This window comes from Roseateles sp. P1_C6, assembly GCF_056406315.1.
The window spans coordinates 644,948-662,356 of sequence record NZ_JBFUAK010000001.1 but is presented as its reverse complement, the minus strand read 5'-3'; the positions used below and the strand labels follow the sequence as shown (position 1 = coordinate 662,356).

Below are 17,409 nucleotides of genomic sequence, written 5' to 3'. Positions count from 1 at the left end.
TCAGAAAATCGGTTTGACTTGCAGCGCGCGGCGGGTCTGCCACAGGCCCTCCGCGCTGTAGACGGCCAGCGCGCCCCAGATGAACCCGAAGGCGACGAGACGGCTCGCGCTCATCGGCTCGTGGAACAGGAACACGCCGAGCAGGAACTGCAGCGACGGTGACACGTATTGCACCAGACCCAGCGTCGCCAGCGGAATGCGCCGCGCGCCGGCCGCGAACAGCAGCAGGCTGCCGGCCGTGACCGGCCCGGTGCCGATCAGCCAGGCCCAGTCCACCGCCGTCTGGCCGGCCATGCTGCCGTCCTGGGACCACCAGATCAGGCCTGCGGCAGCCAGCGGCGCGAGGATCAGCGTTTCCAGCGTCAGGCCCTCGATGGCGCCAAGAGCGGCCGTCTTGCGCATCAGGCCGTACAGCCCGAAGCTGACCGCCAGCACCAGCGCCACCCAGGGCAGGCGCCCGGCGGCCACCGTCAGCCACAGCACGCCGAAGGCGGCCAGGCCCACGGCCAGCCACTGCACCGGCCGCGGGCGCTCGTGCAGCACGGCAAACCCCAGCGCCACGTTGACCAGCGGGTTGATGAAATATCCCAGGCTTGCGTCCAGCACATGGCCGTGGCCGACGGCCCAGACATAGGTCAGCCAGTTGATCGCGATCAGCGTGGCCGACACCGCAAAGCGCCGCCAGGTCGCCGCGTCGACCCGCTTCAGCCAGGCGAGATTGCGCGTCACCAGCAGCACGACGGCCACGAAGGCCAGCGACCACAGCGTGCGGTGGGCGACGATCTGCAGTGCGGGGATGGCGGCGATCTGCCGGAAGTAGAGCGGGAACAACCCCCAGCTCAGATAGGCGCCGAGGGCGAAGAGCACACCTGAATTCATCGCCCGCATTCTGGCTCTGCGGGTAAGCCCGGGGATTTTCAAGGGATGGGCGATGTCGAATTGAACCGCCGTCATTCGTCGTCGCTCCATGGCCCTTGTCGAATTCACCCCGCAGCTGCGCCGCTTCGTCGATGCGCCGTCCTGCCAGTGCGAGGCGGCCACGCTGCGCGAAGCGCTGGACGCCGCCTTTGCCGAGCAGCCGCGGCTGCGGGGTTACATCCTGGATGAGCAAGGCCATCTGCGCGTCAACGTGGTCGTCTTCATAGACGGCCGGCGTGCGCGCGACCTGCGCGGCTTGAGCGACCCGTTGCGCTCCGACAGCCGCATCCACGTCCTGCAAGCACTCTCCGGAGGTTGAACCATGAATGACCGCGCCTGGGCCGCGACCCGCAAAGGCCTGTTCGAGCTGCGCCGCCGCGCGGGCAGCTGGCAGATCGAGAACCTCAGCTTCGTGGCCGACCCGGTCACCATGGTGCTGCCGCCCGACGCCTCCGGCCACATGCTGGCCGGGCTCAACCTGGGCCATTTCGGCGCCAAGCTGCAGGCGTCCGATGACGCCGGCAAGACCTGGACCGAGGTGGCCGCGCCTGCCTTCCCGCCCCAGCCCGATCCGCTGGAGGGCCCGGAGTGGAAGCTGGACCATGTCTTCTCGCTGGAGCGTGCTGGCGACGCCATCTGGTGCGGCACCGTCCCCGGCGGCCTGTTCGCGAGCCGCGACCGCGGCCGGACCTGGCAGCTCAGCGAGGCGCTGTGGCGGGACCCGCGCCGCGTGCAGTGGATGGGGGGCGGCAACCCGGCGCCGGCGATGCATTCCATCTGCCCGCACCCGACGCAAGCCGACGAGCTGCTGGTGGGCGTGTCCTGCGGCGGCGCCTGGCGCACGACGGATGGCGGAGCCAGCTGGGACTTGCGGGCCCAGGGCATGCGGGCCGACTACATGCCTCCCGAGCTGGCGGGCGACGAGAACTCGCAGGACCCGCACCTGATCGCACGCTGCCGGGCCGAGCCCGACGTGCTCTGGTGCCAGCATCACTGCGGCATCTTCCGCAGCAGCGACAACGGCGCGACCTGGGTGGCGCTGCAGTCGCGGCCGTCGAGCTTCGGCTTTGCGGTCGCCGCGCACCCGGCCGACCCGCAGACGGCCTGGTTCGTGCCCGCCATCAAGGACGAGCGCCGCATCCCCGTCGATGCCGCGCTGTGCGTGACCCGCACGCGCGACGGCGGCCAAAGCTTCGAGGTGCTGCGCAACGGCCTGCCGCAGCAGCACTGCTACGACCTGATCTTCCGCCACGGCCTGGCGGTGGACGACAGCGGCGAGCAACTGGTCATGGGCTCCACGACGGGCAGCCTGTGGGCCAGTGGCGATGCCGGCGACAGCTGGCAGACCGTGTCAGCCCATCTGCCGCCCATCTACGCCGTCAAGTTCGGCTGAATCAGGCCTTGTCCAGCCGCGCGCGGATGTCCGCCAGCTCCGCGGCGTCGAAGCTCGGTTCGGGGTAGTGCATCTTCAGCGCGCTCAGGTGTTCGACGATGACGCGTGACACGATGAGCCGCGCGTTGCGCTTGTCGTCCGCCGGCACGACGTACCAGGGCGCCTGCTTGCTGCTGGTGGCGCTCAGTGCGTCGCCGTAGGCCTGCATGTAGTCCGGCCAGTGCTCGCGTTCGTCGATGTCGCTGCTCATGAACTTCCAGTTCTTGGCCGGGTCGTCCAGCCGTGCCAGGAAGCGCTTGCGCTGCTCGTCCTTGGACAGGTGCAGGAAGAACTTGATGACCCGCGTGCCGTTGTGATGCAGATGCTGCTCCAGCGCGTTGATGGACGCATAGCGCTCGGCCCAGATCTTGGGCGCTTTCGCCGCCTCCTTGGGTAGTGACTGCGCCTTCAGGATGTCCGGGTGCACGCGCACGATCAGCACCTCCTCGTAATAGGAGCGGTTGAAGATGCCGATGCGCCCGCGCTCGGGCAGGCATTGCGTCGTACGCCACAGGAAGTCGTGGTCCAGCTCCTGGGCGCTCGGGTGCTTGAAGCTGAACACCTGGCAGCCTTGCGGGTTCACGCCCGACATCACATGCTTGATGACGCCGTCCTTGCCGGCCGCGTCCATGGCCTGGAAGATCAGCAGCAGCGCATAGCGGTTGTGCGCGTAGAGCAGGTTCTGCAGCTCGCTCAGGCGCTCGACATGGGCGCCCAGCTGGTGCTCGTAGTCGCCCTCGTCGCGGTACAGCGGCTCCACGGCCGTGGGCCAGCGCTTGAGCTTGACCTTGCGGCCGGGCGCGACCCGGTAGTCCTCGGTGGCGATCTTCATGGCATGACCTCGCGGCAGACGACGAGGCCCCAGCCTAACGCCGTTGCCTGCCCGCCCGGTGTCAGACTTCGCCCCTCGTTCATCTCACTGCGACACCGATGTCCTTGCTTCGCGCCTCCCTCCTGCTGCTGCTTGGTCTGGCCGGCGCCGCCGCCCATGCCGCCGACGACGAGACACCGCCTGTGCCGCGTTACGAGCCGCGCGAGCACTACACCAAGTACGAGTACCGCGTGCCGGTGCGCGATGGCGCGAAGCTGTTCACGGTGGTCTACCAGCCCAAGGACCAGAGCAAGAAATATCCCGTGTTGATGGTGCGCACGCCCTATGGCTGCGGCCCCTACGGCGTGGACCGCGACGGCCTGAAGGGCCTGGCGCCCAGCGAGGACTTCCTGAAGGCCGGCTACATCTTTGTCTGCCAGGACGTGCGCGGCCGCAACCTGTCCGAGGGCGAGTTCATCGAGATGACGCCGCACCGGCCGGTCAAGAAGCTCGCGTCGGAGGTCGACGAAAGCTCGGACACCCACGACAGCGTGCAGTGGCTGCTGGACCGCGTGCCCGGCCACAATGGCCGCGTGGGCCTGTGGGGCATCTCCTACCCGGGCTTCTACACGTCGGCGTCCATCATCGACTCGCATCCGGCCATCAAGGCCGCGTCACCGCAGGCGCCCATCGCCGACCTCTTCATGGGCGACGACAGCTACCACGGCGGCGCCTTCATGCTGGCGGGCAACTTCGGCTTCTACACCGGCTTCAAGCCGCAGCAGGGGCCCACGCCGCCGCCCAAGCAACGCCCGCTGTTCGACTGGGGCACGCTGGACGGCTACGAGTTCTTCCTGCAGTTCACCAACCTCGATGCGATGTCCGCGCGCATGGCCAGGGAGGGCGGCCCCAACCCCTATTTCGACGTGCAGCTGGCGCACGACCGCTACGACGAGTTCTGGCGCTCGCGGGCCCTCACGCCGCACCTGAAGAATATCCGCGCCGCCGTGCTGACGGTGGGAGGCTGGTTCGACGCCGAGGACCTGGCCGGCACGCTGGCCACCTACCGCGCCATCGCCCGGCTCAGCCCCGCGGCCGACAACCGCCTCGTCATGGGGCCCTGGGTGCACGGCGGCTGGGTCGGCGCGCCGGGCCGCCAGCTGGGCCGCGTGCAGTTCCACCAGCCCACGGCCGAGCAGTTCCAGAAGGACGTGCTGCTGCCCTTCTTCGAGCAGCACCTGCGCGAGGTGGCGCCCAAGGCGCCCATCGCGCGCGCCACCGTCTTCGAGACCGGCACCAACGTCTGGCGCCGCTACGACGCCTGGCCGCCACGGGAGGCGCAATCGCGCACGCTGTACTTCGGCCCTGGCGGCAAGCTGGGCTTCACGGCGCCCACGGCGGCGCAGCCCGAGTTCGACAGCTGGATCAGCGACCCCGCCAAGCCCGTGCCCTTCGTCGGCTATGCGACGCTGGGCGTGCCGCAGGAGTTCATGGTCAGCGACCAGCGCTTCGCATCCACGCGGCCCGACGTGCTGACCTATCGCAGCGACGTGCTGGAGGAGGACGTGACGCTGGCCGGCCCGATCACCGCGCGGCTGTTCGCGTCCACCAGCGGCAGCGACGCCGACTGGGTCGTCAAGCTCATTGACGTCTACCCGAGCGAGCTGGAACCCGACGAGCGCCCGAAGCGCAAGAAGCGCACGGAGGACGTCGAACCGCAGGAGGCCGTGCTGGGCGGCCTGCAGCAGTTGGTGCGTGCCGACCCGCTGCGCGGCCGCTTCCGCAACGGCTTCACCGCACCCGAGGCCATGGTGCCCGGCCGGGTCGAGGCGCTGAAGGTCGAGCTGCAGGACGTGAACCACAGCTTCCGCCGCGGCCACCGCATCATGGTGCAGGTGCAGAGCAGCTGGTTCCCGCTGATCGACCGCAACCCGCAGACCTTCGTGCCCATCCGCAGCGCACGGCCCGAGGACTTCCAGGCCGCGACGCAGAAGCTCTACCGCTGGGCCGGCCAGGCGTCGGGCCTGGAGGTGAAGGTGCTGACAGCGCCGCCGCGCTGACCCATCAGCGTGAGCATCACTGCTGGGGCACGATGAGGATCTTGCCGTCGCGCTCGCCGGCGTTGGCGGCGGCGATCGCCTCCTGGATGCGCTCCACCGGGTAGGTCGCGTGGATGCGTGCCTTCAGCTGGCCGGTGGCGAGCAGCCTGGTCAGCTCGCCGTACAGCGCCTGCTGCGCCTCGCGTGACGCGACGCGGAACCACTTGGCCAGCCAGAAGCCGCGCAGCGTCAAGTCGTTGAAGACGAAGGACTGCGGCGACACCACGCAGGGCTCGCCACTCATCAGCCCGTAGTTCACGACCGTGCCGCCCTCGGCCACGCAGCTGGCCAGCCGGTTGGTGGCCTTGCCGCCCACCGCATCGATGCCCAGGCGAATGGGCGCGCCCGAGACCGCGTCCTTGACCCGCTTGGCCAGGTCGTCGCCGTCCACCAGCACCACGTCGCCGCCGTCGGCGGTCACCGCCGCGGCCGCGCTCTCACGCCGCACGATGTTGACGGTGCGCAGGCCGCGCAGCTTGGCCAGCTGCGTCAGGTAGCCGCCCACGCCGGAGTTGGCGACGTTCTGGATGACCCAGTCGCCGGGCTGCAGCGTGACGAACTCCGATAGCATCAGCGAGGCCGTGGCCGGGTTGACGGTCAGCATGGCCAGTTGCTGCGCGTCCGCGCCGGCGGGCAGCGGCACCAGGCGCTTGGCGTCGGCCACCAGGTGGCTGGCCCAGGTGCCGCTGCCGGCCGGCAGCAGCACGGTCTGGCCCACGCTGAGATGGCTGACGCCTTCGCCCAGCGTGACGATGCGGCCCACGCCCTCGCTGCCGCCCGTGGCCGGCAGCGGCGGCAGGATGCCGTAGCCGCCCGTCAGCATCAGCACGTCGGACGGGTTGACCGGCGCGGCCAGCACGGCCACCAGCGCCTGGCCGGCACCGGGCGCGGCTGGCTCGAAGGGCACGGCATGGATGACGTCGTGCGGCACCGGGCCGCGTTGTTCGTACTGCGCCTTGATGCCTGGGATGCTCATGCCAGTCTCCTGCGTTGTGGGTCGCCGATTCTCAACCTGCGGCGGGCCATTGCGCATCCGGCGGCGCCAGCAATTGCAGCGCCGCGCCGCTGACGGGGTGAGTCAGCGCCAGCGACCGTGCATGCAGCCACAGCCGCTGCGTGCCCAGGTGGGCCGCGACGGCGCGGTTCAGCGGGCCCTTGCCATGCGTGGCGTCGCCCAGGATGGGGTGGGCGATGTGCTTCAGGTGGCGGCGGATCTGGTGCCGGCGGCCCTGCAGCGGCTCGGCCTCCAGCAGCGCGACGCGCGTGGTCGGGAAGCGCGGGTCGGTCACCAGCGGCCATTCGATGCGGCGCAGCACGCGCCAGCGCGTCTGCGCCGCCAGCAGGGCTTGCCCGGTGGACGGCAGCTCGGGGTCGCGGGCCAGCGGGTGGTCGACCACGCCGGCGTCTTCAACCGGCCAGCCGCGCACCAGGGCGAGGTAGCTCTTGCGCATCTGCCCCTGCTCGAACATGGGGCCCAGCAGCGAGGCCACGTCGGCCGACAGCGCGAACAGCAGCACGCCCGAGGTGCCGCGGTCCAGCCGGTGCACGGGCCAGACCGGTTGGCCCAGCTGGTCGCGCAGCCGCTGCAGCGCGGCCTCGTCCTCGTGGGCGGCGAGCTGTGTGCGGTGCACCAGCAGGCCGGGCGGCTTGTCGATGGCGACGAGGTGTTCGTCCTGGTGGAGGATGGCCAGCGTCAAGACAGGTCGCCGTCGACGTAGAACCAGGTGCCGTCCTCGCGCACGAAGCGGCTGACCTCGTGCAGCCGGTGCGCGCGGCCGCCCAGCTTGCTGCGCGCGACGAACTCGACCGTGCCGTGGTCGGTGTCCTGCATGGCGCTGCGCTTCACGGCCAGACCCAGCCATGTCAGGCCGGGTTCTGGGGCCTCCAGGTTGGCTGGGCGGGTGCTGGCATGCCAGCTGGCGAGCAGGTAGGGGCGCAGGTCCAGCGCGAAGGCGGCGTAGCGCGAGCGCATCAGCGCCTCGGGCGTTGACGCGGTCAACCGCTCTTCGGCTGTGAAGGCGGCATGCAACGCGCCGCAGCAGGCCTTGTACGCAGAGCCCGAGCCGCAAGGGCAGGGCGCCGTCACAGCACCAGCTCCCAGCGCTCGCTGATGACGTCCTGGCCGAAGCTGTTCAAGGCCTCGCTGCTGACGAGCTGATAGCCCTCCGCCGCGTAGATGGCCCGCGCGGCGGTCAGCGCGCTCTGCGTCCAAAGCGTGACGCGCTTGTAGCCTGCGGCGCGAGCGAACTCGCTGCACTGGCGCACCAGGCGCTTGCCCAGCCCCAGGCCGCGAGCGTGCGGCTCCAGCAGCAGCAGGCGCAACTGGGCCACGCCCGCGCGCACGCGACCGTTGGCGTCGTCGCGCGCCTGCACGAGCATGACGGCGCCCAGTCGGTCGGCGCCGCGCGCGGCGATCCAGCAGGCCTCGCACTCGGGTTTGAGGCGGTCGACGAAGTCGGCGCAGATGCGCGCCACCAGCGCCTCGAAGCGGGCGTCCAGGCCGAACTCGGCGGCATAGATGGCGCCGTGGCGCTCGATCAGCCAGCCCAGGTCGCCGGGCTGTGGCGGGCGCAGCTCGACCGCCGCCGCGTCGGGCTCCAGCACCGCCTGGATGCGCGACATGGCGCCCACCAGTGCCTGGCGCTGTGGCGCCGCCAGCGGTGCCAGCAACGCCTCGGTCTCGGCCTGGCTGCTGCGGTCCAGCGGCGCGAAGGCGCGCTTGCCGGCGGGGCTGAGCTTGAGCAAGGTCTGGCGGCCGTCGCTGGGGTGCGCCTGTTCCGCCAACAGGCCGCGGCTCTTCAGCCCGCGCAGCAGGCGGCTCAGGTAGCCGGCATCCAGCTGCAGGCGCTTGCTCAGCGCCGACGCGCTGACCGGCGCGTGGTGCGCCAGCTCCCACAGCAGGCGCGCCTCGGGCAGCGTGAAGTCACTGCCCGACAGCTTGGGCGAGAGCACGCCGATGCGGCGCGTGTAGAAGCGGTTGAAGGCGCGGACGTCCAGCGCGTGATCGACAGTCATGGGTGCGATCATCGGCAAAATGCTTGCTTTTGGCAATCATTTATTCGGCGACTACGCTCTAGGTTGGCTGATCGACGGGAGTGGGTTGTGGGCATCGTTGTGTACTGGCTGGAAGTGCCCGTGGGCGGCGAGGCCGAACCGGGCTGTGAGTCGTTCAGCAGCCAGCAGTTGACGCAGGCGCTGGCCTGCGCAGAGGCGCGGCGCAGGCAGGGCCACCGCCATGTCTGCATCTCGACCGAATTGGAGGACCGGGTCGGCCAGGCGGGCGTCGCAGCCGTCGAGGCGGGCAGGACGCCGGACGGCGAGGCCTATGAATGGTCCAAGGCCGGCCGGGCCGGAAAGACCCGCCGGAGGTAGCCTCTTTAAAATGCGTCGATGAATCCCTCGCCAGATGGCCTTGACGCGCCTGAGCCGGTCGCTGCTCAGCACAGTCCCCTCCTGAAGAACCTCAACCCCGAGCAGCTTGCCGCCGTGACGGCGGAACCGGCACCCGCGCTGATCCTGGCCGGTGCCGGCTCCGGCAAGACCCGTGTGCTGACCACCCGCATAGCCTGGCTGCTGCAGACGGGCCAGGTCAGCCCGGGCGGCATCATGGCCGTGACCTTCACGAACAAGGCCGCCAAGGAGATGCTGACGCGTCTGTCGACCATGCTGCCGTTCAACGTGCGGGGCATGTGGATAGGCACCTTCCACGGCCTGTGCAACCGCTTCCTGCGCGCGCACTGGAAGCTGGCCAACCTGCCGCAGGCCTTCCAGATCCTGGACGCGAGCGACACGACCTCGGCCGTCAAGCGCGTCATCAAGGCGATGAAGCTCGATGAAGAACGCTTTGTACCCAAGCAGGTCGGCTGGTTCATCGCCGGCTGCAAGGAAGATGGCCAGCGCCCCGGCGACGTCGAGGCTCGCGACGAGCAGACGAAGAAGCTCATCGAGATCTACGCCAACTACGAGGACCAGTGCCAGCGCGAAGGCGTGGTGGACTTCGCCGAGCTGATGCTGCGCAGCTACGAGCTGCTGCGCGACAACCAGGCCGTGCGCGAGCATTACCAGCGCCGCTTCCGGCACATCCTCGTCGACGAGTTCCAGGACACGAACAAGCTGCAGTACGCGTGGCTGAAGATGTTTGCACCGCCCAATGCCGGCAACGGCCAGAGCCTGCTGGCGGTGGGCGACGACGACCAGAGCATCTACGCCTTCCGCGGCGCGCGCGTGGGCAACATGGCCGACTTCGAGCGCGAGTACCGCGTCAAGAAGGTCATCAAGCTGGAGCAGAACTACCGCAGCTTCGGCCACATCCTGGACGCCGCCAACGAGTTGATCAGCCGCAACAGCCAGCGCCTGGGCAAGACGCTGCGCACCGACGCGGGCCTGGGCGAGCCCATCCGCGTGCAGGAGGCGCCCAGCGACTTCGCCGAGGCGCAGTGGATCATCGAGGAGATCCAGAGCCTGCACCGCGGCGGCCTGGACCGGCAGGAGATCGCCATCCTGTACCGCAGCAATGCGCAGTCGCGCGTCATCGAGTCGGCGCTGTTCAACTCGGGCATCCCATACCGCGTCTACGGCGGGCTGCGCTTCTTCGAGCGCGCCGAGGTGAAGCATGCGCTGGCCTATCTGCGGCTGCTGGAGAACGCCAACGACGACACCAGCTTTTTGCGCGTCGTCAACTTCCCGACCCGCGGCATCGGCGCCAAGACACTGGAGAACCTGCAGGACGCCGCAAAGAGCTCTGGCCGCAGCCTCTACCAGAGCGTGGGCGCCATCACCGGCAAGGGCGGCGCCAACCTGCTGGCCTTCACCAACCTGATCGACTCCACGCGCAACCTGACACAGGGCATGACGCTGCGCGAGATCATCGAGCAGGTGCTGGAGACCTCGGGCCTGCTGGACTTCTACCGCACCGACAAGGACGGCGCCGAGCGGCTGGAGAACCTGGACGAACTGATCAACGCGGCCGAGGCCTTCGTCATGCAGGAGGGCTTCGGCAAGAACGCCGTGGGCCTGCCCGTCGATGAAGTCGCCGAGGCGGGCGCGCCCGGCGCGGTGCCCGATGCGGAGACGGGCGAGATCATGTCGCCGCTGGTGGCCTTCCTGACGCATGCGTCGCTGGAGGCCGGCGACAACCAGGCGCAGGCCGGCCAGGACGCCGTGCAGCTGATGACCGTCCACTCGGCCAAGGGGCTGGAGTTCGACGCGGTCTTCATCAGCGGGCTGGAAGAGGGCTTGTTCCCGCACGAGAACGCGATGTCCGACCACGACGGGCTGGAAGAAGAGCGCCGCCTGATGTACGTGGCCATCACGCGGGCGCGCAAGAAGCTCTCTTTGAGCTTCTGCCAGACGCGCATGCTGCACGGACAGACGCGTTATCACATCAAGAGCCGCTTCTTCGACGAGCTGCCGGAAGACGCGTTGAAGTGGCTGACGCCGCGCAACCAGGGCTTTGGCTCGGGCTTTGCGCGCGAATACCAGCAGGCCTGGGACCGGGGCTCGGGCCTGAAGGGCATGGTGGGCGCCGGCCGTGTGGAGAAGGCTGCCTGGGTGGAGCCACCGGTGCCGGCGGCCATGCGGCAGAAGGTGTCGAACGAGCACGGCGGCCTGCGCGTGGGCAAGGGCGTGTTCCACAACAAGTTCGGCGAGGGCGTGCTGCTGACGCTGGAAGGCAGCGGCGCGGATGCTCGCGCGCAGGTCAACTTCGGCCGGCACGGCACGAAGTGGCTGGCACTGTCGGTGGCGAAATTGACCCCGACGGATTGACATGCCCCTCGCCCAGCCTCCCATCGCGGAAAGCGAGCGAGTCTGGTCGGCCCTGCAGACCGCGCTGCGGCAGTGCCGCAGCCCTTCAGCGGCCCGGCGCTCGGCCCGAAAAAGGCAGCCAGAGCTCAGCGGCCGACGATGACGACGTGGGCCTGGATCAGCGTGTCGATGGCGCCGACGCCAAAGCGTGCCGCGATGGCCTGGGCGGCGTGGGCCGTCAGCTCGGGCAGCCGGCCCGGCGCGCGGCTCTCGAGTTCGTTGCGCAGCGGCGTGCCCTGGCAATAGCCCAGCGCCGGCCCTGACGGTGACTCGGCACAGGCCCGCATGGGCAGCGTCACGGCGTCGGCCGGGTGCTCGAAGCCGCCCGCGGTCAGATCGGCGCGCAGCCCGTCCAGGTCGTGGCAGCCATGCGGCGTGCGCGCCAGGAAGCGCGGCGGGTCGTCCGGGAAGGCCTGGGCCATGGCCTGCGTGACGGTGTCGGCCAGCTCGTTGCTGCCGATGTGGTCCCAGACGTTGAACAGGAACACGCCGCCAGGCCGCAGCACGCGGCGGACCTCGGCAAAGGCGCGCGGACGGTCCAGGAACATCACGCCGAACTGGCAGGCGACGAGATCGAAGCTCTCGTCGGCAAAGGGCAGGTCCTGCGCGTCGGCCAGCCGCCATTCGACGGGGCGGTCGGTGCCCAGCGTGGCGGCCATGTCCAGCATGGTCGCGTTCAGGTCGCTGGCGACGATGGCCGTCTCGGCGGGCAACTGGGCCACCAGATGGCGGGTCAGCACGCCGGTGCCAGCCGCCAGCTCCAACACCCGTTGCGGGCGCAGCGCAGCCGCCCGCGCCGCCAAATCCTGCGCATAGGGCGCGAAGATCAGCGGCACGAGGTAGTGCTCGTACAGCTGCGGGATGGAGCCCGTGAAGCCCCGGTCGGCCAGGTTCATGCGCCCGATTCTGAGCCGGTGCTAGGCTGGCCGCCGCTTTCCACGCAATTGCTTGCAAATGCCATGACTGAACACCGTCCTACACATGCGGCGCTGACCGCCTTCCTGCAGGCCGAGTTTCCGCAGAACCGCTGCACGCTGGAGGAGCTCGACGAGGATGGCAGCGTCGTCGTGGCCCACCCCGTCGGCGAGGCCGAGCTGCGGCCCGGCGGCACGGTGTCGGGGCCGGTCATGATGACGCTGGCCGATGTGGCGCTGTACATCGCCATCCTGGCGCGCATCGGCATCGTGCCGCTGGCGGTGACGACCAACCTGGCCATCAACTTCCTGCGCAAGCCGCGCGCGGATCGGCGCGTCGTCGCGCGCTGCCGGCTGATGAAGCTGGGCAAGACGCTCGCGGTGGGCGAGGTGTGGATCTACTCCGATGGCGAGGACGAGCCGGTGGCGCACGCGACGGGCACCTACGCGATTCCGCGGGAGCGCTGAGGCCTTTCGGACGCAGCCCGTCGGTCGATACGCGCAAGGATTGGCCGCTACTGACCCGTTGCGGACTTCGAGACGAAGACCGCACGGCACGCCGCTTGCCCCCTTCTTTCCAAGCGCGTGACGTCCGTGCGCCGGAAGGGAATGCAATGCAGGTGCAGATCGAGACCGACAACCATGTGGATGGCCGTGAGAAGCTGATTGAGCATGTCGAGGGCGTGATCCGCGACGCGGTTGACCACTACAAGGGCCAGGTGACGCATGTGGAGGCGCACCTGGGCGACATGAACAGCGGCGAGAAATCGGGCCCCGACGACATGCGCTGCGTGCTCGAGGCGCGTGTGACGGGGCTGAAGAACATCGCGGTCAAGCACCAGGCCGAAAGCCTGCACCTGGCGATCGAGGGCGCAGCCGACAAGTTGACGAGGGCGCTCGAATCGGCGCTGGGCAAGCAGCAGGACCGCCAGCGGCGCCATCCGGGCACCGGCGAGTTGAGCGCCGACGTGGCCCGCGAGTTCGACGATGAGGCGCCACCCGCGGCCGAACCACGGTGATGCGATAGGCGCCGGCAAGCGCTTGAAGGGCTCTTGCCGCGCCCCACGAAAAAGGGGCTGCTCCCGCCGCCCCTTCCATCACTCGACGATCAAGTCCTCCTTCAGGCGATCTTCGCCAACTTCATGCCCGTGGCCGCGCCGGTCAGGTAGCCCACCTGGGCGCCGAAGCGGTCCTTGTAGTTGGCGCGCACCAGCGGGTCCAGCGTGGCCTTGACGATGTTGTGCAACGGCGTGCCCCAGTCGCCGGGATGCTGGAAGTTGCTGGTGATGTAGGTCCAGCCGTTCAGGTCGTCGACCACGCCCAGGCCCGTGGCCTCGGCACCCGAGGGCATGGAGACCAGGCGGCTCAGCACCTTGGTGTCGACGTTGTAGGCCCAGACGAAGTTGTTGACGTGGTAGCTGCTGTCCTCGCCGATGAAGAGGGTGCGCAGCTTCTCCGAGAACTTCAGGTTGTCCGGCGCGCCGATCTTGTCGGGGTTGGCGAGGTTGCCCAGGGCGTCGGCCGCGGCCAGGTCTTCGCCGACCAGCAGCGCCTTGGTCAGCGACGGCACCCACTCGCTGTTGATGACGGCACCTGCCGTGTCCTTCTGGCCGGCACTCAGCGTGTGGGCCAGCACGCCGCCGGCATTCAACGCCTTGTCGATGGTGATGTTGAAGTCCGGGTTCCAGGCGGCGTTGCCCTTCACCATGGAACTCTGCATGTTCTGCAGCGCCGAGTAGGCGATCTTGTCCTTGGCGTTGATGGTCGTGCCCTCCATCTTCGTGAAGGCCATGGAGCCGCCCTTGAGCGCGGCGTAGCGGTGGGTCTCCAGGAAGGCGGCCGCCTTGTCCATGCCGGCCTTCACGCGCACCCACTGCACCTTGCCGCTGAACCAGATCTTGGTGTAGCTGGCGTCCAGCGGGTCGGTGGTGGCCACGTCCATGATGTCGGTGGGCTTGAGCGTGTCGGCGAGCGCCTTGACCTCGGCGCTGGCGGCCGAGCCGAGCTTGATCCACGTGATGGCCGCGCCCGCGGCGGCCGGGTCCAGCGAGAAGCCGGTACCGAACTTGGCGACATACAGGCTGCCGGCCGACAAGTCCTTCTCCTTGTCGGCGACGAACATGAAGAAGCCGCCGTTGGTCGCGTCGTCGCCCATGATGGCGGTGCGGTTGTCGGGCATGACCTGGATCAGCTCATGCGAGATGCGGCCCAGGCAGTAGTGCTTCTTGATCGTGCCGGTGCCGTCGGGGTTGACGGTCACTTCGGGCAGGTGGCCGTAGTGGTAGACGTTGGCCTGCGTCTCGCTGCCGAACAGGTTCTTGCTGTAGGCCTTGAACTGCGCGTTGCTGGCGATGGTGAACGCGTCGGGTTCGTACTCCTCGCTGGACAGGTGGGTGCTCCACGGCGACAGGCTGGCGCCGCAGGTGATCCACAGCCCCATGGCCGGCGCGGTGTCGACGTTGTGGTACTTGACCAGCGACAGCTTGCCGGTGGCGGGGTCCTGGTCCAGCGTCAGCACGGCGATGGGCGAGGGCAGCTTGCCGTACATGTCGGTCTTGCCGTCCTGCGCCCAGGTCGTGTATTCGAACTGCACGACGGCGAACACGGTATTGCCCTTGACGCCGGGGACGGCGGCGTTGTCGAGCTTGAGCAGCGAGGTGCCGTCCGGCGAGTCGCTGAAGAACTGGCGCGGGCTGGCGGCCACCGTTGTATCGACGATGGCCTTGCCGGCGAAGTCGACATAACCACCCGCCAGGATGGTGCCGCCCTTGCCGTCCGGCACCAGGTCACCGGTCGTGAAGAAGGGCTGGTAGGCCAGCGTGAAGCCCTGCGTGCTGTCGTCGCTGAACTTGACGGTCAATGTCGAGCTGACCAGCGTCCTGGCCATGTCGGCCGGCGTGACCAGGCTGGGTGCGGCCATGCCGGTGAAGCTGGCCGATGCGAAGCTGGGGCGTGGCGTGTCGTCGTCGCTGCCGCCGCCGCAGGCGGTCAGCAGGCTGCCCAGGGCAGTGCCGCCGAGCGGCAGCATGAGCGGGGTGCCCAGGAACTTCAGGGCTTGGCGACGATGGAGAACGTTGGACTGGGACATGGAAGCGGCAGTGACTGCCCGAGCAATGGAAGCGCGGCAATCTATGCAACTTGCATGTCGGCCTCGTGAAAAACCGAGGGCCGTGTCGGGTCAGGCCTGGTCGTCCAGCAGGCCCGGCGGCGCGCCGAACATGAAGCAGTCCACGAAGCTGAAGTACAGCGACGCGTAGAACACTGTCGACAGCAGCAACCCCGTGGCCATCAGCACCATGGGTGCGAACTGCGCCAGGCCCAGCATCGCGAAGGCCAGGCTGACGACGCCGGCCACGCCCATCAGCAGGCCGCCCCACAGCAGCGCATTCAACGCAAACGCTGCCTTGTTGCGCCACAGTGCCAGCGTGCTGGAGAACAACGCCTGGGCCACGCCCTGGCCGCCCCAGTGCACGAGGGCCGGCGCATGCCAATAGGGCACCGACAGCAGCGCCACCAGGCCCAGCCGCGTGGCCATGCCCCAGAACAGCCGCGGGTCGGTGGCGGCATTGGCGATGGCGTCGTTGTCGGCGTTCTCGGCGATCAGCCGCTGCAGGTCGCGCGTGCTGCCGCCGTCCACCCAGTCGGCCAGCAGGCCGATCAGCAGCGCTGCGCCGGCGTAGCTGAGGCACAGCATCAGCTGGGCGTTGCGCCGCTGGGGCGTCAGCTTCAGCGGCGCGACGAAGACCGTGGCCGTCGGCGTCTTCTTCTGCAGTACCAGGTGGGTGGCCAGCATGAAGCCCAGCGACAGCAGCGGCAGCGAGGCCATGGTCAGCATCAGGCCCACGCCGGGGATGAGCATCGCGAAAAAGCCCGCGAACAGAAACATGCCGAACAGCCCGGCCAGCGCCAGCGGCTGGCGCTGGAAGACCTTGAAGCCGTGGCGTATCCAGAGCCGGCCGTTGCGCGCCGGCACGTCTTGCAGGTGCAGCTGCATGGTCATGTCTGCCCGTCGGTCAACGAGTACGTTGCCCGATCCCCCAGGGGGATGGCCGCTTGCTTGGGGCGGCCCAGCGCTGCGCGGCTCATGTTTCGCCACCTCCCGCCAGCGCATGCCAGGGCTTGGCGATGCGCTCGCGCAGCACGCGCTCGAAGTGGCTGGGGTCGTGCGCCTTCAGCAGGCTGGCCTCGCGCGGCAGGTGCAGGTCGTACAGGCGCGACAGCCAGAAGCGCAAGGCCGCCGCGCGCAGCAGCGCCGGCAGCAGGCGGTGCTCGGCGCCGGACAGCGGCCGTTCGCTTTCGTAGGCGGCGACGAAGACGCTGGCGCGCTCCTCGATGAGGCAGCCGGTCGTCAGGTCGATGCACCAGTCGTTCAGGCACACGGCCAAGTCGAACAGCCAGGTGTCGCAACCCGCGAAATAGAAGTCGAAGAAGCCGGTCAGCCGCTCGCGGCCGGGGCCTTCACCGGGCTCGAACATGACGTTGTCGCGGAACAGGTCGGCGTGGATAGGCCCCGCCGGCAGGTGCGCGTACTCGGCGGATGCGGCGAGCTGCTCCTGGTAGGCCAGCTCGCTGCGCACCAGCTCGGCCTGCGCTGTGTCCAGGAAGGGCAGCAGCTGCGGTGCCACCTCGCGCCACCAGGCCAGGCCGCGCAGGTTGGGCTGTTGCAGCGCGAAGTCGCGGCCGGCCAGGTGCATGCGCGCCAGCGTGGCGCCGACCTGCCGGCAGTGGAAGGCGTCGGGCGCGAGCTGGTGGCCGCCGTGCAGGCGGTCGACGATGGCCGCCGGCTTGCCCGCCACGTCGAACAGGATCTCGCCGGCCTGATTGGCATGCGGCTCGGGCACCGGCACGCCGCGCTGCGCCAGGTGCTGCATCAGGCGCAGGTAAAAGGGCAGCTGCTCGGCCGTCAGGCGCTCGAACAGCGTCAGCACGTAATGGCCCGACTCGCAGTCGACGAAGTAGTTGGTGTTCTCGATGCCGGCGCCGATGCCGCGCAGCGACGTGAGGCGCCCGAGGGAAAGATGGTCCAGCAGGACTTGGGCCTGCGCGGTGCTGACTTCGGTGAAAACGGCCATGGGTCGGGGGAAAGCGACTGAAACGGCCCGCAGGCCGCGCGCGGTCAGAAGTTGAGGACTCGCCAGACCCGCGTGCCCGAGCCGCTCTTGCTCAGGCCGGTGCCGGTGCCACCGGCCGACTCGCGGCCCGCGTCGTTGACGACGATTTCGTAGTCCGGCGCCTTGGTGATCTTGTTCTTGACCGTGACCTTCTTGGCCTCGCCGCGCACCTTCAGCTCCTCGATGCGCACCTGGTCATCCTCCGCCACGGTGCGCTCGACCTTGGGTTCGGGCGGCGGGTCGGCGAAGGCGCCGCCACAAAGGGCGGCGATCAGCAGGGGTACGGCAAGGCGCAGCATGCTGTCGATTCTAGGCGGCG

The 17,409-nt window shown here is 69.1% G+C and carries 18 protein-coding genes; 7 read left to right on the top strand and 11 right to left on the bottom strand.

Annotation, left to right across the window (positions count from 1 at the left end; translation table 11 throughout):
- A complete protein-coding gene (gene rarD, locus AC1D29_RS02820) occupies nucleotides 1-879 on the bottom strand; it encodes an EamA family transporter RarD (RefSeq protein ID WP_477894365.1) in 879 nt (292 codons plus the stop codon).
- An 88-nt stretch (nucleotides 880-967) separates the two neighbouring features.
- On the opposite strand from rarD, the gene AC1D29_RS02815 reads away from it, so the two are divergent.
- Together AC1D29_RS02815 and AC1D29_RS02810 are read left to right on the top strand one after the other, a co-directional pair.
- Entirely contained in the window at nucleotides 968-1,237 is a 270-nt protein-coding gene (locus AC1D29_RS02815) for a MoaD/ThiS family protein (RefSeq protein WP_477894364.1), read from the top strand.
- A gap of 3 nt (nucleotides 1,238-1,240) precedes the next feature.
- The gene (locus AC1D29_RS02810) at nucleotides 1,241-2,311 is read left to right on the top strand and encodes a WD40/YVTN/BNR-like repeat-containing protein (protein WP_477894363.1); all 1,071 of its coding nucleotides are present in this window, start codon (nucleotides 1,241-1,243) and stop codon (nucleotides 2,309-2,311) included.
- Nucleotide 2,312: 1 nt separating this feature from the next.
- On the opposite strand, the gene AC1D29_RS02805 is transcribed toward AC1D29_RS02810, so the two are convergent.
- Nucleotides 2,313-3,182 carry an ADP-polyphosphate phosphotransferase gene (locus AC1D29_RS02805; protein ID WP_477894362.1) on the bottom strand — a complete coding sequence of 290 codons (870 nt, stop codon included), beginning with the start codon at nucleotides 3,180-3,182 and terminating at the stop codon, nucleotides 2,313-2,315.
- A gap of 98 nt (nucleotides 3,183-3,280) precedes the next feature.
- Here AC1D29_RS02805 and AC1D29_RS02800 point away from each other — a divergent pair, with 98 nt between their 5' ends.
- Entirely contained in the window at nucleotides 3,281-5,221 is a 1,941-nt protein-coding gene (locus AC1D29_RS02800) for a CocE/NonD family hydrolase (RefSeq protein ID WP_477894361.1), read from the top strand.
- A gap of 16 nt (nucleotides 5,222-5,237) precedes the next feature.
- On the opposite strand, the gene AC1D29_RS02795 is transcribed toward AC1D29_RS02800, so the two are convergent.
- From AC1D29_RS02795 to AC1D29_RS02780, 4 genes are read right to left on the bottom strand one after another with little or no spacing between them, the layout of a single operon-like run.
- Entirely contained in the window at nucleotides 5,238-6,236 is a 999-nt protein-coding gene (locus tag AC1D29_RS02795) for a zinc-dependent alcohol dehydrogenase family protein (RefSeq protein ID WP_477894360.1), read from the bottom strand.
- A gap of 31 nt (nucleotides 6,237-6,267) precedes the next feature.
- Nucleotides 6,268-6,957, bottom strand: a complete 690-nt coding sequence (locus AC1D29_RS02790) for a pseudouridine synthase (RefSeq protein ID WP_477894359.1) — start codon at nucleotides 6,955-6,957, stop codon at nucleotides 6,268-6,270.
- Nucleotides 6,954-7,346 (bottom strand): YchJ family protein, encoded by a 393-nt coding sequence (locus tag AC1D29_RS02785; protein WP_477894358.1) that lies wholly within the window; start codon nucleotides 7,344-7,346, stop codon nucleotides 6,954-6,956. The genes AC1D29_RS02790 and AC1D29_RS02785 overlap by 4 nt, the downstream gene beginning before the upstream one ends.
- Nucleotides 7,343-8,275 (bottom strand): bifunctional helix-turn-helix transcriptional regulator/GNAT family N-acetyltransferase, encoded by a 933-nt coding sequence (locus AC1D29_RS02780; protein ID WP_477894357.1) that lies wholly within the window; start codon nucleotides 8,273-8,275, stop codon nucleotides 7,343-7,345. The genes AC1D29_RS02785 and AC1D29_RS02780 overlap by 4 nt, the downstream gene beginning before the upstream one ends.
- A gap of 87 nt (nucleotides 8,276-8,362) precedes the next feature.
- On the opposite strand from AC1D29_RS02780, the gene AC1D29_RS02775 reads away from it, so the two are divergent.
- Nucleotides 8,363-8,632 (top strand): hypothetical protein, encoded by a 270-nt coding sequence (locus AC1D29_RS02775; protein WP_477894356.1) that lies wholly within the window; start codon nucleotides 8,363-8,365, stop codon nucleotides 8,630-8,632.
- Between the two features lie 18 nt (nucleotides 8,633-8,650).
- Nucleotides 8,651-11,026: a UvrD-helicase domain-containing protein gene (locus AC1D29_RS02770; RefSeq protein ID WP_477894355.1), complete on the top strand. Its 2,376-nt coding sequence runs from the start codon at nucleotides 8,651-8,653 to the stop codon at nucleotides 11,024-11,026.
- 125 nt (nucleotides 11,027-11,151) lie between these two features.
- On the opposite strand, the gene AC1D29_RS02765 is transcribed toward AC1D29_RS02770, so the two are convergent.
- Nucleotides 11,152-11,961 carry a class I SAM-dependent methyltransferase gene (locus AC1D29_RS02765; RefSeq protein WP_477894354.1) on the bottom strand — a complete coding sequence of 270 codons (810 nt, stop codon included), beginning with the start codon at nucleotides 11,959-11,961 and terminating at the stop codon, nucleotides 11,152-11,154.
- A gap of 63 nt (nucleotides 11,962-12,024) precedes the next feature.
- On the opposite strand from AC1D29_RS02765, the gene AC1D29_RS02760 reads away from it, so the two are divergent.
- The gene (locus AC1D29_RS02760; protein WP_477894353.1) at nucleotides 12,025-12,447 is read left to right on the top strand and encodes a PaaI family thioesterase; all 423 of its coding nucleotides are present in this window, start codon (nucleotides 12,025-12,027) and stop codon (nucleotides 12,445-12,447) included.
- A gap of 146 nt (nucleotides 12,448-12,593) precedes the next feature.
- The gene (locus tag AC1D29_RS02755) at nucleotides 12,594-12,998 is read left to right on the top strand and encodes an HPF/RaiA family ribosome-associated protein (protein WP_477894352.1); all 405 of its coding nucleotides are present in this window, start codon (nucleotides 12,594-12,596) and stop codon (nucleotides 12,996-12,998) included.
- Between the two features lie 101 nt (nucleotides 12,999-13,099).
- On the opposite strand, the gene AC1D29_RS02750 is transcribed toward AC1D29_RS02755, so the two are convergent.
- The 4 genes from AC1D29_RS02750 to AC1D29_RS02735 form a co-directional block, all read right to left on the bottom strand.
- The gene (locus AC1D29_RS02750; RefSeq protein WP_477894351.1) at nucleotides 13,100-15,067 is read right to left on the bottom strand and encodes a PhoX family protein; all 1,968 of its coding nucleotides are present in this window, start codon (nucleotides 15,065-15,067) and stop codon (nucleotides 13,100-13,102) included.
- 90 nt (nucleotides 15,068-15,157) lie between these two features.
- Nucleotides 15,158-15,979: a BPSS1780 family membrane protein gene (locus AC1D29_RS02745; RefSeq protein ID WP_477894350.1), complete on the bottom strand. Its 822-nt coding sequence runs from the start codon at nucleotides 15,977-15,979 to the stop codon at nucleotides 15,158-15,160.
- Nucleotides 15,980-16,061: 82 nt separating this feature from the next.
- Nucleotides 16,062-17,051 carry a homoserine kinase gene (locus AC1D29_RS02740; protein WP_477894349.1) on the bottom strand — a complete coding sequence of 330 codons (990 nt, stop codon included), beginning with the start codon at nucleotides 17,049-17,051 and terminating at the stop codon, nucleotides 16,062-16,064.
- Nucleotides 17,052-17,095: 44 nt separating this feature from the next.
- The gene (locus tag AC1D29_RS02735) at nucleotides 17,096-17,389 is read right to left on the bottom strand and encodes a hypothetical protein (RefSeq protein ID WP_477894348.1); all 294 of its coding nucleotides are present in this window, start codon (nucleotides 17,387-17,389) and stop codon (nucleotides 17,096-17,098) included.
- Between the last annotated feature and the right edge of the window lie 20 nt (nucleotides 17,390-17,409).

Excerpts from the sequence above, each read along its gene's own strand:
- rarD (WP_477894365.1), bottom strand. The coding sequence starts at position 879 with ATGAATTCAGGTGTGCTCTTCGCCCTCGGCGCCTATCTGAGCTGGGGG.
- AC1D29_RS02815 (WP_477894364.1), top strand. The coding sequence starts at position 968 with ATGGCCCTTGTCGAATTCACCCCGCAGCTGCGCCGCTTCGTCGATGCG.
- AC1D29_RS02810 (WP_477894363.1), top strand. The coding sequence starts at position 1,241 with ATGAATGACCGCGCCTGGGCCGCGACCCGCAAAGGCCTGTTCGAGCTG.
- AC1D29_RS02805 (WP_477894362.1), bottom strand. The coding sequence starts at position 3,182 with ATGAAGATCGCCACCGAGGACTACCGGGTCGCGCCCGGCCGCAAGGTC.
- AC1D29_RS02800 (WP_477894361.1), top strand. The coding sequence starts at position 3,281 with ATGTCCTTGCTTCGCGCCTCCCTCCTGCTGCTGCTTGGTCTGGCCGGC.
- AC1D29_RS02795 (WP_477894360.1), bottom strand. The coding sequence starts at position 6,236 with ATGAGCATCCCAGGCATCAAGGCGCAGTACGAACAACGCGGCCCGGTG.
- AC1D29_RS02780 (WP_477894357.1), bottom strand. The coding sequence starts at position 8,275 with ATGACTGTCGATCACGCGCTGGACGTCCGCGCCTTCAACCGCTTCTAC.
- AC1D29_RS02770 (WP_477894355.1), top strand. The coding sequence starts at position 8,651 with ATGAATCCCTCGCCAGATGGCCTTGACGCGCCTGAGCCGGTCGCTGCT.
- AC1D29_RS02765 (WP_477894354.1), bottom strand. The coding sequence starts at position 11,961 with ATGAACCTGGCCGACCGGGGCTTCACGGGCTCCATCCCGCAGCTGTAC.
- AC1D29_RS02760 (WP_477894353.1), top strand. The coding sequence starts at position 12,025 with ATGACTGAACACCGTCCTACACATGCGGCGCTGACCGCCTTCCTGCAG.
- AC1D29_RS02755 (WP_477894352.1), top strand. The coding sequence starts at position 12,594 with ATGCAGGTGCAGATCGAGACCGACAACCATGTGGATGGCCGTGAGAAG.
- AC1D29_RS02750 (WP_477894351.1), bottom strand. The coding sequence starts at position 15,067 with ATGTCCCAGTCCAACGTTCTCCATCGTCGCCAAGCCCTGAAGTTCCTG.
- AC1D29_RS02745 (WP_477894350.1), bottom strand. The coding sequence starts at position 15,979 with ATGACCATGCAGCTGCACCTGCAAGACGTGCCGGCGCGCAACGGCCGG.
- AC1D29_RS02740 (WP_477894349.1), bottom strand. The coding sequence starts at position 17,051 with ATGGCCGTTTTCACCGAAGTCAGCACCGCGCAGGCCCAAGTCCTGCTG.
- AC1D29_RS02735 (WP_477894348.1), bottom strand. The coding sequence starts at position 17,389 with ATGCTGCGCCTTGCCGTACCCCTGCTGATCGCCGCCCTTTGTGGCGGC.